Origin of the sequence: Streptomyces durbertensis (assembly GCF_014156695.1) — a bacterium.
Lineage (GTDB): Bacteria > Actinomycetota > Actinomycetes > Streptomycetales > Streptomycetaceae > Streptomyces > Streptomyces durbertensis.
This window is the reverse complement of the sequence record NZ_WMLF01000096.1, coordinates 1-14,938: the sequence shown is the minus strand read 5'-3', so window position 1 is coordinate 14,938 and position 14,938 is coordinate 1. Positions and strand designations below refer to the sequence as shown.

Sequence of the window (14,938 nt, the reverse complement as noted above, 5' to 3'; positions counted from 1 at the left end):
GACCGGCCGCCGGTGTGAGGGCCGCGCCACTCGGGCGCGACAGTGTCGTGCTACTTGCGGGAGACCCATTTCCAGGCGTGGCCCAGCGCCGTCGAACCGGTCTTGGCGACGAGCACGGAGTTCAGGATGGTGCCGCCTGCCGCACCGAACGACCACTCGGCGGCCTTACGGCCGGTGATCTCCTCTCCCATCATCATCGCCGCCGTGGTGTTGGCGATGGCGCCGCCGACCATCGCCACTCCGGCGGCGGCGAACAGGACGCAACCGACGCCCGCGGTGCCGGCGCAGACGGCCGCACCGACGGCCACCGCCGCGGCGCCGACCGCGAAATTGATGCCGAAGTGAACCAGCTCGGTCTTGTTGTTCCGAACGAAGTTCTTGGTCTTGTCCCACATGCTTCCGCCACCCTCACCGGCGGTCGAGCCCGCGTCTCCACCTGTGGAGTTCGCGGCCGTCCTCTTGGGTGCGGGTCTCTGGCCGAGCGCGCTGCTGCGGGAACCGGTGGTGCGTTTCGGGTTCGCCCGGGGGCCCTTCGGACCCTTGGACGCGAACCGCTTCTTCGCCACCTTCTTGTACGTTCGGAAGGTCTTCTTCACCTTCTTGTAGGCGACCTTCGCGTAACGCTTGACCGTCTTGAACTTCTTCTTCACCACCCGCTTCACCGAGGAGTAGCGCTTCTTGGCCTTGGAGTACGTCCGCTTCGCGTAGGACTTGGCCTTCTTGTAGGAGCGCTTGAGGCTCTTCTTCGCCTTCTTCCAGTACTTCTTGAAGAACAGGCCGTCGTCGTCGGAGAAGGTGACCGGGTTGTTGTTCGCGTACGCGTACGCGTTCATGCGCTGGGTGTCGGTGAGGTCCGTCAGCGGGTCGACGCTGATGAACCGGCCCAGCTCGGGGTCGTAGGGCCGGGCGCCGACCTGGGTGAGGCCGGTCGGGTCCTCGGTGCCGCCGACGTAGCCGCGCTGCCCCGGCCAGGAGGCGGTGGCCGCGCCGCGAACCTCGCCGAACGGCAGGCTGCGGCGGGTGGTCACCTCCAGGTCGGCGGCGTCCACCGCGGTGGTGGCCGTGCCGTGGTGGTCGTCGAAGAGGTACTGGAGGTCGTCGCCGACGCGGACGGCCACGGTGTCGTCGCCGTGTTCGTAGTAGCGGGTGCCGGTGGCGGACGTGCCGCCGCCCAGCTCCAGCTCGTTGCCCTCCGGCAGGTAGAGCGTCACCGTGTCGTCGTGGGTGCGCAGCAGCCGCTGGCCGTCGGCGTCGTGCACGAAGGACGTGACGGTCCCGCCGTCCCTGACTTCGGTGAGCTGGCCCTCGGCGTCCCAAGTGAGCTTCTGGTCACGACCGTTGCCGCGGCGGCTGGTGGTGTTGCCCGCCGGGTCGTAGTCGTAGACGTCCTCGGCCTGCTGGGCGCCGGTGGTGGTGACCTTGGTCAGGGCGCCCGGGCGTCCCTCCTTGTCGTAGTGGTAGGTGCGGATGGTGTCGGCCGCGCCGCCCACGCCGTGCCGCACCTCGCGGGTGCGGTTGCCCAGCGCGTCGTAGCGGTAGGAGTGCCAGTAGGCGTCCGGGCCGCCGACCTTCGGCGTGGCCAGTCCGGCCGGCTGCGCGGCGCAGTCGTCCGTCGCGGTCCACGCGTCGGTGAGCCGCTGGAGAGGGTCGAGGGAGAAGCACTGGGTGTCCTTCTCCGACTCGGCGTCCTGGCCGCGGTCGGTGCTGATCCGGGTGATGTTGCCTGACGGGTCGTAGCCGTAGCGGGTGTCCTCCACACGCTGCGGCGCGGTGTCCCGGTCGAGGGTGAGCCGGGTCAGGAAACCGGTGTGCTCGTCGTACTGGCTGGTCTGGTAGAGCCGCTTGCCGGACGGGCCGAACTGCTTCCGCAGCACCGAGCCCATCGCGTCGTACACCGTGTCGTCGACGAGCACCCGACCGCCGGCGGTGAGCCGGGTGGCCTGGTCGCTGCCGTCGTAACGGGTCGTGACCCGCTCGGCGGGCACGTTGCCGACGGCCGGCTGGGAGACCCACTCCTGGGCACCCGTGTAGCCGTTGTAGCCGTAGCCCCACTCGTACGTTCCGGCGGCGCGGCCGGCGGCCGACGGGATGACAACCTGACGGCCGGTCGGCTGGTAGTCGTCGGTGAAGCCGGTGATCCGGTGCACGTAGGCCGCACCGTCCACCAGCCTTCGGGAGCGGTCGAGTTCACCCTTGGCGACCTGGTCGTAGGACCAGTCCGCGAGCAGCTTGTCGCCCTCCTTCAACGCGGTGTTCCGGCCGAGCGCGTCGTACTCCATGACCTGTGTGACGCCCCGCGAGTCCGTCAGATGCGTCTGCCGGCCGAGCCGGTCGTGTCGCCGGCGCTGGGTTCCCTGGTCGGGATCGCTGGACTCGACGAGCTGACCGCGCGCGTCGTACCGGTACGTCCACGTGTTGCCGGCCGGGTCGGTGACCTCCGCGATCCGGCCGAGTCTGTCGTAGCGGTAGGAGGTCTCCTGGTGCTCGGTGCGGGAGGTGTTGGTGTACTCCAGCAGCCGTGTCGGCCGGTCGTGGACATCGGTGATCCGGGTGGTGGCCTTGCCGCCGGCCGGGGGCACGACGGTGGTGCGGTCGCCGCCCTCGTACAGGGTCCGTGTGCGGGTGCGCTCCTCTCCGTACTTCTCCTGGACGGCCTCGGTGACCCGGCCGGCGCCGTCGTGCAGCGTCCTGGTCACCGACGGCACCTTGGTGTCGTCCGGCGCCACCAGGGTGCCGGACGGGTTGCCCGTCGCGTAGTAGGAGTCGTAGCTCTTCCAGGTCAGGCCGCGGCTGTCGTAGTGGGTCTCGGTGATGACCCGGCCGGCGCCGTTCGCTGCCGGCATCTGCGTCTGCCGCTCGCGCAGCAGGCCGTCGTAGATCTCGTAACTCGTCCTGCGGTCGCCGTTGTTGTTCAACACGGTGCTGGCGACGACCGTCGGAGCGGTTCGCGAGATCGTGTACGTGTACGCGGCCGACGGCTTGTCGGGGTTGGCGGACCGGCTCCAGCCGGGCTCCCACACCCGCAGCAGCCGACCGAGGCCGTCGTACTCGGCGTCGGTCCGCTTGCCGTTGGCGTCGGTCTCGGCGGTCGGCACCCCGCGCGCCGGGTCGTGGTCGGTGGTGGTCGGGTGTCCCATCGGGTCGGTGACGACGGTCCTGGTGGGCAGGCCGCCGGTCGCCGGGGTGTAGGCGGTGCTGGTCCGGCCGCCCTCGGCGTCGGTGACCCGGGTGGGCCGGCCGTGGCTGTCGTAGACCGTCTCGGCGACCGTCCAGAAGCCGGTGCCGGCGGCGTCCTGCTCCTCCTCGCGGGTGGCCAGGCCCCGGGTGGGGGCGGTGGTCGGCGAGGTCGCGCCGTCGTAGTAGGTGCGGGAGTGGGAGACCAGCTCGCCGGCGGTCGCGCAGGTCCCGGTGGTGACCTTCTCGGTGGCGACGGTCTCGACGATGTTCTTGTCGGTGTTGCGCGCGTAGGTGGTCTCGGTGCAGGTCTCGTCGCCGCTGCGACCGGTGTCGCCGTGGTCGACCACGCGGACCGGCATGCCGAGGCCGTCGTAGGTGGTCTCGGTCTTCGTGCGCCGCCAGCCGCCGTCGCTGACGGGCTCGCGGGTGGCCGTCTCCCGGACCCCGGTCATGCGGGCGGTGAGCGCGGGCAGGCCCTCGCGTGCGCGGGACGCGGTGACGGAGGAGCGCCACGGCACGGAGGTCTCCGAGGAGATGATCCGGTCTCCGTCGTAGACGGTCTCGGCGCGGGTCATACCGGCGAACTCGGCGGCGTCGTCCACCGTGACGCCCTCGTCGTCCGCGACCTTCGCGCCCGGCAGACCCCGGAAGTAGCGGGTCTCGGTGCGCTGCCGGGTGCCGTCCTGGCCGGTGCCCTCGGTGGTGCGGACGTGGCCGTAGCCCCGGAAGACGCTGTGGGTGCGGTGCGCCGACTTCGTGAACTCGTCGTCGCTCTTCGCCCAGGCCGCGCCGCCCAGGTAGGTGTAGTCGGTGCGCTGGGCGGGCGCGCCGCCGACGTTGTCCTCTTCCAGGACCGTGGTCACCACGTACGTGTGGAACCAGTCCTTCACCGGCTTCCAGTCGGCCGCCGGATCGTCCTCGGAGTTCCAGTAGACGGGGTAGCAGCGCCGGGTGTTGGACGTCTCGGCGGGCAGGTCGGCCGCGGTGCAGTCCGGCTCGCTGTAGGTGACGCCGAGGGTGCCGCCGCTCTCGGTGTCCACGGCGTGCACCCGGTGCCGCACCAGCGGCGGGATGTTGTCGTTCACGCCGGCCACCCGGTTGGGCAGCTGCACGCCTCGGAACGCCACCTCGGGCAGCGAGGTGTCACCCGTGCCGGTGTGCCCGGTGCGCAGCACGCCGGCAAGCCAGAGCGCGGGGGAGCTGCCGTCGCCGGTGGACGGGAACTGGTAGCGCAGCCGCCACGAGTCGACCTTCCGGAAGCCGGAACCGGACCGCACCTCGGTGGTGATCGAGTCGATCTTCTTCCGGCTCCAGAACGACGGCGACGACTTGCCCTTGCAGTCCCCCGAGGCGCAGTGCTGGTCGAACGGCACGTCCGGCCAGTGCTTCGCGTTCTCCTTGGTGAACTTGCCGGGCGCGCAGTCGAACGCGGTGGTCACCAGGCAGCGCTCGCCCGCGGTGAAGCGGATCCGGGCCGCCGGGTCGGCGTACAGGTCGTTCGACCGCAGTCCGTACTCGATCCGCAGCGGGTGGCCGCCGCGCACGTACGTCGTCGGCGTGCCGAGCCCGGTGGCGGCGCTCATGTTGCGGGCGTAGCGGTTGGTCTCGGCGCCGTAGTAGTACGCCATCGCGTCCCCGTTGGGGTCGACGACGTAGTCCAGGTTCCAGCGCCAGCCCTGGTCACAGGAGGAGTCGGCGAACGAGGCCTTGTGGCACGGCTCGCCCTCGTGGTTGCCGTACACGGGGACGGTCCACGTCGAGTTGGTCTCCGGCTTGCCGCTGCTCCAGCCGGGCAGCCGGTTGTAGCCGAAGTAGTAGCGGGTGCCGTCGGTGGTGGTGACGCGCCAGTACTCGCCGTTGTCGTCGCCGTTGCCGCGGGCGGTGGAGCTGAGGCGGGCGACCCGGGTGCCGTCGTCGTCCTTGAGTCGCCACTCACCCGAACCGTCGTCCCTGACCAGCTCGTTGGACTCGCCACCCAGGGAGAGCGTGGCGTTGTCGCTGCCCCAGCACAGGTCGCCGGTCTTTGTCCGGTTGTTGCCACCGGAACGGTCGTCGGAGCAGCCGGTGTACGTGCGCTCGACGAAGTTCTCGGTCAGCGTCCAGCCGTCGCCGACCGGGTTGGCCTGGTTGTTGGTCGCCGAGGTGCGCCCGTCGACGGCCTGGGAGGAGTAGTCGAGGGAGAGTTCGGGGTCCAGGCCGCCGGAGGTCTCCGGAGTCTCCAGCGGATACGACCAGTTGAACGTGCCGGTCGAGCCGCCGGCCGACCAGGAGCCGGAGGGGGAGAGCGAGGTCCTGGCGAAGGAGCCGCCGGAGCCGGAGGGGGCCGCTTCGGCGGCCAGCAGCATCGGCTGCCCGGCCGTGAGGGTGACCGGAGCGGCCAGCCTGCCGGCCCGGACGTCGTTGCTGACGTGCGGCAGCGCCTCGGCGGGCGCGCAGTTCCCGTCCGCGGAGGTCTCCGAGGTCTTCGCCTTCGGGGCCTTGGCGGGGGTGTCCAGGGCGCAGCCGGGGAGACGCTTCAACGTCAACCGGCCGGCCCAGTCGCCGCCGTAGGCGTCGCGGAAGCCGCCGTAGTCCACCGCCAGATCGACGGTCTCGCGGGTGCGGCCGGTACGTCCGGCGTCCCGCTTGGTGCTCCGGTCGGTGGCCGTCACCCGCAGCAGTACGCCGTCGACGCCGGCCCGCTCCGCGGCGGCGCGGTCCAGGGTCTCCACCCGCAGCCGCAGCGCCGGCCGGTCCGTGCGCTCTGCGCGGCGGCCGTGGTGCGCCAACTCGACGGGCAGTGCCCCGGGTCTGGCCTTGGCGCGGGCCCTCTCGGCGGCGCGCCGGTCGCCCCGGCGGACAGCCGGGAGGTCCACCGTCGCTGTCCCCGCCTTCGGCCAGCTGGCCCGTGGGCTGCGGCGCGCCGCCTTCCCCGACGCCTCGTCGACGAGGGTGGCCCGCCCGCCGGTGATCTCGCTCACCGGGACCGGTTTGTCGTGGTCCAGTCCGGGCAGCGCGAGCGAGGAGCGCTCGGCCGCGGCGACCGGTTCACCGGGCAGCACGGCGGTCAGCACCGCCGTGGCGGTGACCAGGGTCAGGGAGTGCAGTGCGACGCGTCTCAGGCCGCGCGGAATTATCCGACCGCTACTAAACGGCCGGCTGTTTGAGTTCATTTATTCAGCCGCTTTCAATCGTCTGATTGTGGGCGCGCTGAAACTAGCACGCACGCTACACGGGTAAATCCTGGAATGACTCGTTCCGCTGCGTGACGCAGGTCACTCTGTTGCCTTCCTCGGAGGTCAGATGGCGCTCAGAGTCAAGGCGTTGACTTTCCGTGCCATGGAACGGGGCGTTCCACTTTCTCTGTCATTCCGATCGGTGTTTACCTGTGCGGGGAAATGGCTCTAGGGTTCCTGGGCGTTCTTTGACAACACAGGAAGGTGGCTCGATGTCCACTTCTGCGCACAGGTTGAGACGGGCGGCCGGAATACGCCGTCCGGCAGCCGTCGCACTCGCCGCCGCGCTCGGCGCGGCGCTGCTGAGCGGGCCGGCAGGCGCCGCGGGCGCGGCCGGCGCGCCGGCCGACAGCCTCCCGGGCACCACCGACGCGGCAAGCGCCCCCGCGGGCGACGACGGTGGCGCCGCCGCCCGCGACACGGCCTCGCGCGAGGCCGCGCGCAGCGGCAAGCGGGTCGAGGTGCTCCCGCTCCGCAGCGAGACCGCCGCCGTTTTCGCCAATCCCTCCGGCACGTTCACCGAGGAACGCCACGCCGTCCCCCAGCGGGTCCGGCGGGACGGCCGCCTCCTTGACATCGACACGAGACTCGTCGCCGGCCGCGACGGCCTCGCCCCGCGTGCCACCGCCGTCGGCATGCGCTTCTCCACCGGCGGAGACGGCCCACTCGCCGTCATCCGCAGGGACGGCCGCAGCATCGAGTTCTCCTGGCCCGACTCCCTCCCGGCTCCCGAAGTCCAGGACAACACCGCGACCTACCCCGAGGTGCTGCCCGGCGTCGACCTCAAGCTCTCCGCCGGTCCCGACGGCTTCGCCCAGCTGCTCGTCGTGAAGTCGGCGAAGGCCGCCGCCCATCCACGACTGCGACGCGTCAGCATGGGCATGCGCACCGACGGCGTCTCGGCCGAGGTCGACCGACACGGCAACATCACCGCCGTCGACCACGCCGGCCAGGAGGTCTTCCACGCACCCACGCCGCGGATGTGGGACAGCTCCGGCGCGCCCGGCGCCGAGTGGCGCGCCAAGACCGCGTCCGGCGCTCCGGCCAGTGGCAGGGGCGTTCGGAGCATGCCCCCGGAAAGCGAGTTCGCGCCGCCTCCGGGCGCCCGCGAGAGTGCCATGCCCGTCACGCTCACCGACGACACGCTCTCGCTTGTCCCCGACCGGTCACTGCTGACCGGCGAGGACACCACCTACCCGGTCTACATCGACCCGTACGTCACCGGCTCCCGCGCCGCCTGGACGCTCGCCTACAAGCGCTATCCCAACACCGCCTACTTCAACGGCAGCGGCTGGGGCAGTGGAACGACCAGCGAGGCCCGCGTCGGCTACGAGGGCCAGACCAACCACCTCGGGCGGTCCTTCTTCCGCATGGACTCCCGGAACCTGTGGAACACCGACAAACAGATCATCAAGTCCACGTTCCGGATCAGGAACACCTACTCGTGGTCCTGCACCAAGCGGCCCGTACAGCTGTGGCAGACCGGCGCCATCAGCTCCAGCACCACCTGGAACAACCAGCCCACCTGGTCGAGCAAGCTCGACGAGGTCAACGACGCCAACGGTTGGAGCGGTTCCTGCCCCGCCGGGAACATCGCCTTCGACGCGACGGCCGCCGCCAAGCGCGCCGCCAGCGGCAAGCAGAACAGCATCACCTTCGGACTGCGCGCCGCCAACGAGAGCGACACCTACGGCTGGAAGAAGTTCGACGCCAAGTCCGCCGTGCTCTCCACCGAGTACAACACCCCGCCCAAGGCGCCCACCGCCCTCGACACGACGCCCAGCACCCTGGTCGACGGCAGCTGCACGCCGACCTCCGGCCAGCACGTCATTCTCGGCAACACCGACGTCTACCTCAACGCGAAGATCACCGACCCCGACGGCGGCACCGTCAAGGCCCGCTTCCACCTGTGGGCGACCGGTAAACGCCACACCGAACCCGGCCTGCTCTTCGACCAGACCGTCTCGGTGACCAGCGGCAGCATCGCCCGCGTCAAGGTCCCGCGCACCCTGCTCGCCCAGCACGAGGACGTCTCCGGCGGACGCTTCTCCTGGAAGGCGCAGGCCGCCGACGACCGCGCCACCTCCGACTGGACGCCGCCCGCCGGCGAACCCGGCTGCCTCTTCGGCTTCAACGCCCAACGGCCCAGCACCCCGCCGGCTGTGACCTCACCGCAGTACCCGGACGGTACCGACGGCTGGCCGAACGAGACCGGCACCGCCCGCACGACAGGAACGTTCACTCTCGCCCCCGGCGACGCCACCGGAGTCGAACGCTACGAGTACTGGACCGACTGGGACCAGAAGGTGCGCGCCGTAGACGCCGGTCCGACCGGAACCGCCACCATCCAGCTCACCCCCATGTCCACCGGCCCCCACCGGCTGTTCGTCCGCAGCCTCAACGCCGGCGGCAACCGCTCCGACCTGACCGCCTACCTCTTCTACGCCGACAGCCCCGAGGCCCCCGACCAGCCCGGTGACCTCAACGGCGACGGCAACGCCGATCTCTACGGCATCCGCGACAACGGCGAGTTGCGGCTGTACGCCGGCCGCGGGGACGGCACCCTCGGCCCCGCCGACCAGGTCGCCCCCGCGGGCTTCGGCGGTTCGCTCATCACCCACCGCGGCGACTGGACCGGCGACGGCTTCGAGGACCTGATCGAACACCGACGCGTCGCGGGCGAGACCCGCGACGCGCTCATCGTCCACCCCAACGACGGACGCGGCCACCTCGACGAGGACCGCTTCGAACTCAAGGTGTACGAGGACGAGAACAGGCACTGGGAGGGCGCCGGCGGGATCCTCGCCATCGGCGACGTGGACGGCCCCCTCGACACCGACGGCGACGGCACCCCCGACGTACCCGGCCACCCCGACCTGCTCGTCAGGAAGGGCGGCCAGCTCTGGCTGTACTTCGGCGCGCCCTCCGGCTATCTCGACGAGCACCTCGAGCAACCGCCCGTCCTCATCGGCAACAGCGGCTGGGACAACTACGATCTCGCCGCGCCCGGGGACGTCACCGGCAACGGCCGCGTCGACCTGCTCGCCCGCAACCGCGTCAACGGCAACCTGTACCTCTACGAGGGCACCGGCGACCGCGGCGAGGGCCTGGCCGTCTACGGCTCCCGTACTCAGGTCGCCACCGGATGGAGCCCGACCGAGCGCCCGCTGCTGACCTCCGGCGGCGACGCGGACAACGACGGGGTGCCCGACCTCTGGGCCACCACCGCCGACACCGGCGCCGGACTTGTCTTCCACCCGGCCCTGCGGCGCGAGTCGCTCGGGGCGCCGCAGGGCGTCGGCACCACCGGCTGGCAGTCCTTCCGCGCCCTGAGCTAGCGCTCACCGGCCGACCGCGGACGGGGGTGCCCGCACCGAGCACCCCCGTTCGCCCGTTCGGCGCCGCCTTTCCGCTCAGCCCTTCCCCGGCTCCTGAGGCCCGGGGACGCCCAGGGACGCGCGGAGCGTGGCGAACGGGCGGCCCGTCGCGTCGTAGCCGACCACCCGGTAGGACGTGAAGCGCGGCAGCGCGCGGGCGTCCAGGAAGTACACGCCCCAACCGGGCCGGCCCGGCAGGGTGAACAACTCGGCGGAGTAGGAGCGCCCACCGGCCCGCACCTCGACACGGCTCGGCACCTCGTCGTGCCGCCACACGCCGTACAGCCGCAGGACCCCCTCGGCGGTGGTGCTCGTGTAACCCGAACTCAGGCTCCGCTCACGGATGTTGTCGCCGGTGCCGGTCGCCGGGCCCGAGGGGCAGCGGGCGCCGGCCGCGGTCTCCGTCTTCTCCAGGACCGCGTACTTCTGCCGTCCCTCCTCGCTCAGGCACAGCCGGACCCCCGCGGCGAGCCGTACCGGCTCGTCCGGCTTCACGGTGCGCGGCGGGGCCGGTCTCGGCTCGAAGTCCTCGACCGGCTCGGGGTCCTCGGGCGAGGGGGACACCACGGCCGGCGGGGAAGGCCGCTCGTCGGCCGGGTGCGGCCACGACAGGACCGCCAGCGGCGCCGCGAGTACCGCCGCCACCGCAGCCCCGGCCACCGTCCGCTGCCGTCGGCGACGTGCCCGCCCCGCACGCACCACCGCGGCCGTCGGCGCCGGGCCCACCGGTACGGCGTCCGCCGCCCGGCGCAGTTCACCTCGGAGCACGTCGTGCTCCGGCTCGTCCTCTTCCCACCTGTGGCTCATACCCGCTCGCATGTCGTGAGTTCCGGCAGCTCGGCGCGCAGTCGACGCAGCGCGCGGGCGGTCTGACTGCGGACGGTACCCACGCCCGTTCCCAACATCTCGGCCACCTCCCGCTCGCTGCGGTCCTCCAGGTAGCGCAGCACCACCGTCGCGCGCTGGCGCGGCGGCAGCGCGCGCAGGGCGTCCAGCAGGACGCCGCGTTCCAGTACCCGCTCGGCCGCGCTGTCCGGCGCCGCCCGCTCGGGCAACCAGGCGGTCAGCCATTCCCCCAACCGGCGACGACGCAGCCGGTCGGTGTTCACGTTGATCATGACGCGCCACACGTACGCGTCCGGGTCGCGCGCCCCGGCCACCCGCTCCCAGCGCGTGTAGGCGCGTGCCAACGCGGCCTGCACCAGGTCCTCCGCGTCCTGGTGGTGGCCCGTCAGCAGGTAGGCCGTCCGCAGCAGCCTCGGCCAGCGAGTGCGCACGAACGTGCGGAAGTCGTCCTCCGCGCTCTTCTTCACACGTGTCCCGTGGGGTTGTCGGGGGTCCGTCGCCGTCGCCGGGCCCTACCGGAAAGCCGCTCTCGTGCCGGGTGGGGAAGCCGGGTGGGCACCCCCGTGTGTGCCCACCCGGCCCTCCGTGCCCGTCAGCGGATCACCACGGCCTGTGTTCGAGGGTGTCGAAGACCTTGCCCTTCCGGTCGACGCCCTCCACCGTGAACGCCTTCTTCTCCAGCCCCCACGCCTTCGGGTCGAAGTAGTAGGCGCCCCAGCCCGGCTTGCCGGGGAGCTGGACGATCTGCGCCGCGTACCCGAAGTTGTCGCCCTCGAACCGCACGCTGATCTCGCGCGGCGCCTCGGTAAGCCGCCAGGCGCCCGTGATGAGCGTGACCTCGCCGTTCTCCGACTGCACACCAAGACTCATGCTGCGCGGCCGGATGTCGTCGCCCACCAGACCCTTGGCGTACTCCACGTTCTTCGCGAACGAGTCGGGGTGCGAGACGACGTAGTTCTGCCGGCCCTGCGGCAGCAGTCCGAGACGGGTCTCCTCGTTGATCTCCAACGGCTGGTAGGGCTTGACCACCCGCACCTCGAGACCACCGCGCACGGACACCTCGCCGGATGCCTGCCCGGATGCCTGCCCGGAGACCTGGCCGCGCTTGCCGGCGGGGGCGTGGTCGCCGGACGCCGTCGCGGTGGCCGCACCGGCCAGCAGCAGGGTCGCCGCGGTGGCGGTGGCCACGGCCACGGCGGCCCGGCGGGAAACGTAAACCACAGGTGACTCCTCATGGGTTCGCGTGCGGGCCGCGTTCACCGCCCGCCTCGCACCGACTTGCTCTGTCACCCTTCAGACGGGCCCGGCGGCCCGCGACTATGTCAGCCGCCCGCCCGCGATCCGCGTGACTCACACCACAGTCGGCCCGGGGTCGGGCCGGTCCGGAATACCCCGCCGCCGACGGGAGGTTTCCGCACCGGTACGACGACCAGCCGCGCCGCCGCCACCCCCGGAGGACACGCCATGGGCACCGACAGCCACGCCGTCCGCGCCGAGCCGCGCGGGAACGCGCCGGTCCCGCTCTCCGTGCTCGACCTCGCCGTCGTCGGCACCGGACACACCGCCGGCGACGCGCTCCGGACCACCGTCGCGCTCGCCCGCGCCACCGAGCAGCGCGGCTACCACCGCTACTGGGTCGCCGAGCACCACTCCATGCCCGGCATCGCCAGCAGCTCACCGGCCGTCATCCTCGCCCACCTCGCCGCCCACACCGACCGCGTCCGGCTCGGCTCCGGCGGAGTGATGCTGCCCAACCACGCGCCGCTGGTCGTCGCCGAACAGTTCGGCACCCTGGAGGCGTTGGCGCCCGGACGCGTCGACCTCGGGCTCGGCCGCGCCCCCGGCACCGACGGCGTCACGGCCGCCGCGCTACGCCGCACCGACCGGCTCGACGAGGGCGCCGACGACTTCCCCCGGCAACTCGCCGAGTTGACCCGGCTGCTCGACGACGACCTTCCCGGCGGGCACCCGCTCAGCGGCGTGCACGCCGTCCCCGGACCTGTCCAGGGGCGCGCGGCCGGCGGCGTGCAGTCCCCCGCCCGACCGCCGCTCTGGCTGCTCGGATCCAGCGGCTTCAGCGCCCGCCTCGCCGGCACGCTCGGCCTGCCGTTCTCCTTCGCCCACCACTTCTCCGCCGCCAACACGCTGCCCGCGCTGGACCTCTACCGCTCCTCCTTCCGCCCCTCCGCCGTGCTCGACGAGCCGTACGCGATGATCGGCGTCTCCGCGCTCGCCGCCGACGACAAGGCCGAAGCCCGCCGCCAGGTGATGACCGGCGTGCTGTCGATGATCCGCCTCCGCGCCGGCCGCCCCGGCCTCGTGCCCTCCCCCGAGGAAGCGGCGGCCCACGAGTTCTCGCCGCGCGAGCGGGAGTTCGCCGACAGCTGGCTCGCCAACGTCGTCCACGGCACGCCGGACGAGGTCCGCGCCGGCCTCGACAGCCTGGTCGGACGCACCGGCGCCGACGAACTCATGATCACCACGACCGTGCACGGCCCCGCCGCCCGACTCCGCTCCTACCAGCTCGTCGCCGACGCCTACGACCTGCCGGCGGCCCTGGACGCCGCCGCCCCTGCCGGGAGCGTCGTCTGACCGTCGCCGGCCGTTGTGCGCGACGGGGACGCGCTCAGCCGTGCCCCGCCATGCCTCGCGCGCGTTCCGCCTCGTACGCCTGGCGCAGCAGGGCGGGCGCGGCGCGTCGATGTGTGGCGGACAGTCGTGACCAGATCCGGGCGCCCAGCCGTCGCCGGTAGTGGAGGGCTGTCGTCAGCGAGAGTTCGCGGCCCCGGGCGCGGACGAGAAGGTGGCCGGTCAGTAGCGGGGAGCGGGCCGCCAACTCGATCCAGTCGTCACCGCGCGCGGCGATCCGCCATCCCGCCACGTGCGTAGGCGCCTTGCGCCACCGCAGGCGCAGCCCGAGCTGCACCCGCCACACGAACTGGCCCCCGAGCCCCGCGCCTTCCTCCAGGACGACGCGTGCCCACTGCTCGGGCGTGCCGTCGACCGGCGTAGGGGAGTCGAGGGCGAAGACATCGATGTAGTCGGGCCGCCGGAAGGCCGCGAGGGCCCGGATGTCGGCGGGGACGTCCAGCACCTGCCTGACCGTGACCGGCGACGTGGAGTCGCCAGGGTCCCGAACCACTTCTGGTTCGTCCTGCATGGTGTGCTCCCTTCCGCGCCCGCGCGCCGGCGGAACGCCTCTCCAGAAGGTAACATGCATGCATGTACGTATGTGAGGAAGTATGAAGGCGGCTGAGAGGGCCCGGCGCACCCAGGCCGAACGCCGGGCACAGAGCAGGGAAGCTCTGCTGGAGGCCGCCGCACGCGGACTCTCCCGGAACGGTTACGCCAACCTGGTCCTCGCACAGGTCGCCGCCGACGCCGGCTACACGCGCGGCGCGCTCTACCACCAGTTCGCCGGCAAGGAGGCGCTGGCGCTCGCCGTGGTGCGGTGGGTCGACGAGACCTGGACCGCCGAGGTCGGCGCGCCCGCCGCCGCGACCACCGACCCGGTGGAGGCGCTGACGGCGATGGCACGCGGCCACGCCCGCTACTGTCGACGGGACGTCGCCAACGTCATGAACGTCCTCTGGACGGAGTTCGCAGGCCGGGACCACCCCGTCGGCAGCCTCATCACCGAGGTCGTCGACCGGCTCACCGCCCAGGTCGCCGAGCGGATCGCCGAAGGCCGGCAGAGCGGTGCCATCCCACCCGGACCACCGCCCGCGACGACGGCGACGGCCTATCTCGGCGCACTCGAAGGAGTGGTGAGCCGCCTGACGGGACAGGCGCCCCACGACGTCGAACTCGCCGAGGCCACCGTACGAGGCGTCCTCGGCCTGCCCCCCTCACCCCACCGCGCCACCCACCACACGCGGTGACGCGGACTACCCCCCGAGACCTTCCGGCTCCTCCTCGCCGATGCACTCGCCCCGCTGCCTGATCGGCTCGACGAGCCGACTCAGGTCGATCAGCGCCGCGTCGACACCGTCGACCTCCTGGGAGAGCGAGACCTCCACCGCCGGGTCCCTGCCGTAGGTGAGCAGGACCTTCCTGTCGCCCTGCGACCTGGCCTCCAGCAGCAACCACTCCACATCGTCCACGGCGACACACGGATCGACCGAAGGCGGCGGCGGACGCAGGCCACACCGCAGCACGACATCCCCGTCCCCCCAGACCGCGACACCCTGCGTACGCACATCCTCACGTCCCCGCCCGGCCAGCTCGTCCGGAAGCCGCTTGAGCAGCCGTACACACTCCGGCGCGTCCGCCCTCGGCGCTCTCTCCACGTCAAACGAAGGACCACCCGTCCCCCGCCACACC

9 protein-coding genes are annotated in these 14,938 nt (G+C 72.0%); 3 read left to right on the top strand and 6 right to left on the bottom strand.

Going from position 1 to position 14,938, the window contains the following annotated elements; translation table 11 throughout:
* Window positions 1-50: 50 nt before the first annotated feature.
* Window positions 51-6,329, bottom strand: a complete 6,279-nt coding sequence (locus tag GL263_RS09295; RefSeq protein ID WP_182855122.1) for an RHS repeat-associated core domain-containing protein — start codon at window positions 6,327-6,329, stop codon at window positions 51-53.
* 275 nt (window positions 6,330-6,604) lie between these two features.
* Here GL263_RS09295 and GL263_RS09290 point away from each other — a divergent pair, with 275 nt between their 5' ends.
* Complete coding sequence (locus GL263_RS09290) at window positions 6,605-9,730, top strand: FG-GAP-like repeat-containing protein (RefSeq protein WP_182855121.1); 3,126 nt, start codon at window positions 6,605-6,607, stop codon at window positions 9,728-9,730.
* Window positions 9,731-9,805: 75 nt separating this feature from the next.
* Here GL263_RS09290 and GL263_RS09285 read toward each other — a convergent pair whose 3' ends face one another.
* The 3 genes from GL263_RS09285 to GL263_RS09275 all read right to left on the bottom strand — a co-directional run bounded on the left by GL263_RS09285 (window position 9,806) and on the right by GL263_RS09275 (window position 11,836).
* Window positions 9,806-10,576: a hypothetical protein gene (locus GL263_RS09285; protein WP_182855120.1), complete on the bottom strand. Its 771-nt coding sequence runs from the start codon at window positions 10,574-10,576 to the stop codon at window positions 9,806-9,808.
* Window positions 10,573-11,082, bottom strand: a complete 510-nt coding sequence (locus tag GL263_RS09280; RefSeq protein WP_182855119.1) for a SigE family RNA polymerase sigma factor — start codon at window positions 11,080-11,082, stop codon at window positions 10,573-10,575. The genes GL263_RS09285 and GL263_RS09280 overlap by 4 nt, the downstream gene beginning before the upstream one ends.
* Before the next feature lie 133 nt (window positions 11,083-11,215).
* Complete coding sequence (locus GL263_RS09275; protein ID WP_182855118.1) at window positions 11,216-11,836, bottom strand: hypothetical protein; 621 nt, start codon at window positions 11,834-11,836, stop codon at window positions 11,216-11,218.
* A 243-nt stretch (window positions 11,837-12,079) separates the two neighbouring features.
* Between GL263_RS09275 and GL263_RS09270 the strand changes: the two genes are divergently transcribed.
* Window positions 12,080-13,207 (top strand): LLM class flavin-dependent oxidoreductase, encoded by a 1,128-nt coding sequence (locus GL263_RS09270; RefSeq protein WP_182855117.1) that lies wholly within the window; start codon window positions 12,080-12,082, stop codon window positions 13,205-13,207.
* 34 nt (window positions 13,208-13,241) lie between these two features.
* On the opposite strand, the gene GL263_RS09265 is transcribed toward GL263_RS09270, so the two are convergent.
* A complete protein-coding gene (locus GL263_RS09265) occupies window positions 13,242-13,775 on the bottom strand; it encodes a hypothetical protein (RefSeq protein WP_194377299.1) in 534 nt (177 codons plus the stop codon).
* A gap of 82 nt (window positions 13,776-13,857) precedes the next feature.
* Here GL263_RS09265 and GL263_RS09260 point away from each other — a divergent pair, with 82 nt between their 5' ends.
* Complete coding sequence (locus tag GL263_RS09260; protein ID WP_182855116.1) at window positions 13,858-14,496, top strand: TetR/AcrR family transcriptional regulator; 639 nt, start codon at window positions 13,858-13,860, stop codon at window positions 14,494-14,496.
* Between the two features lie 6 nt (window positions 14,497-14,502).
* On the opposite strand, the gene GL263_RS09255 is transcribed toward GL263_RS09260, so the two are convergent.
* On the bottom strand, window positions 14,503-14,938 hold a 436-nt coding region (locus GL263_RS09255), incomplete at its 5' end, for a DUF3515 domain-containing protein (protein ID WP_194377298.1).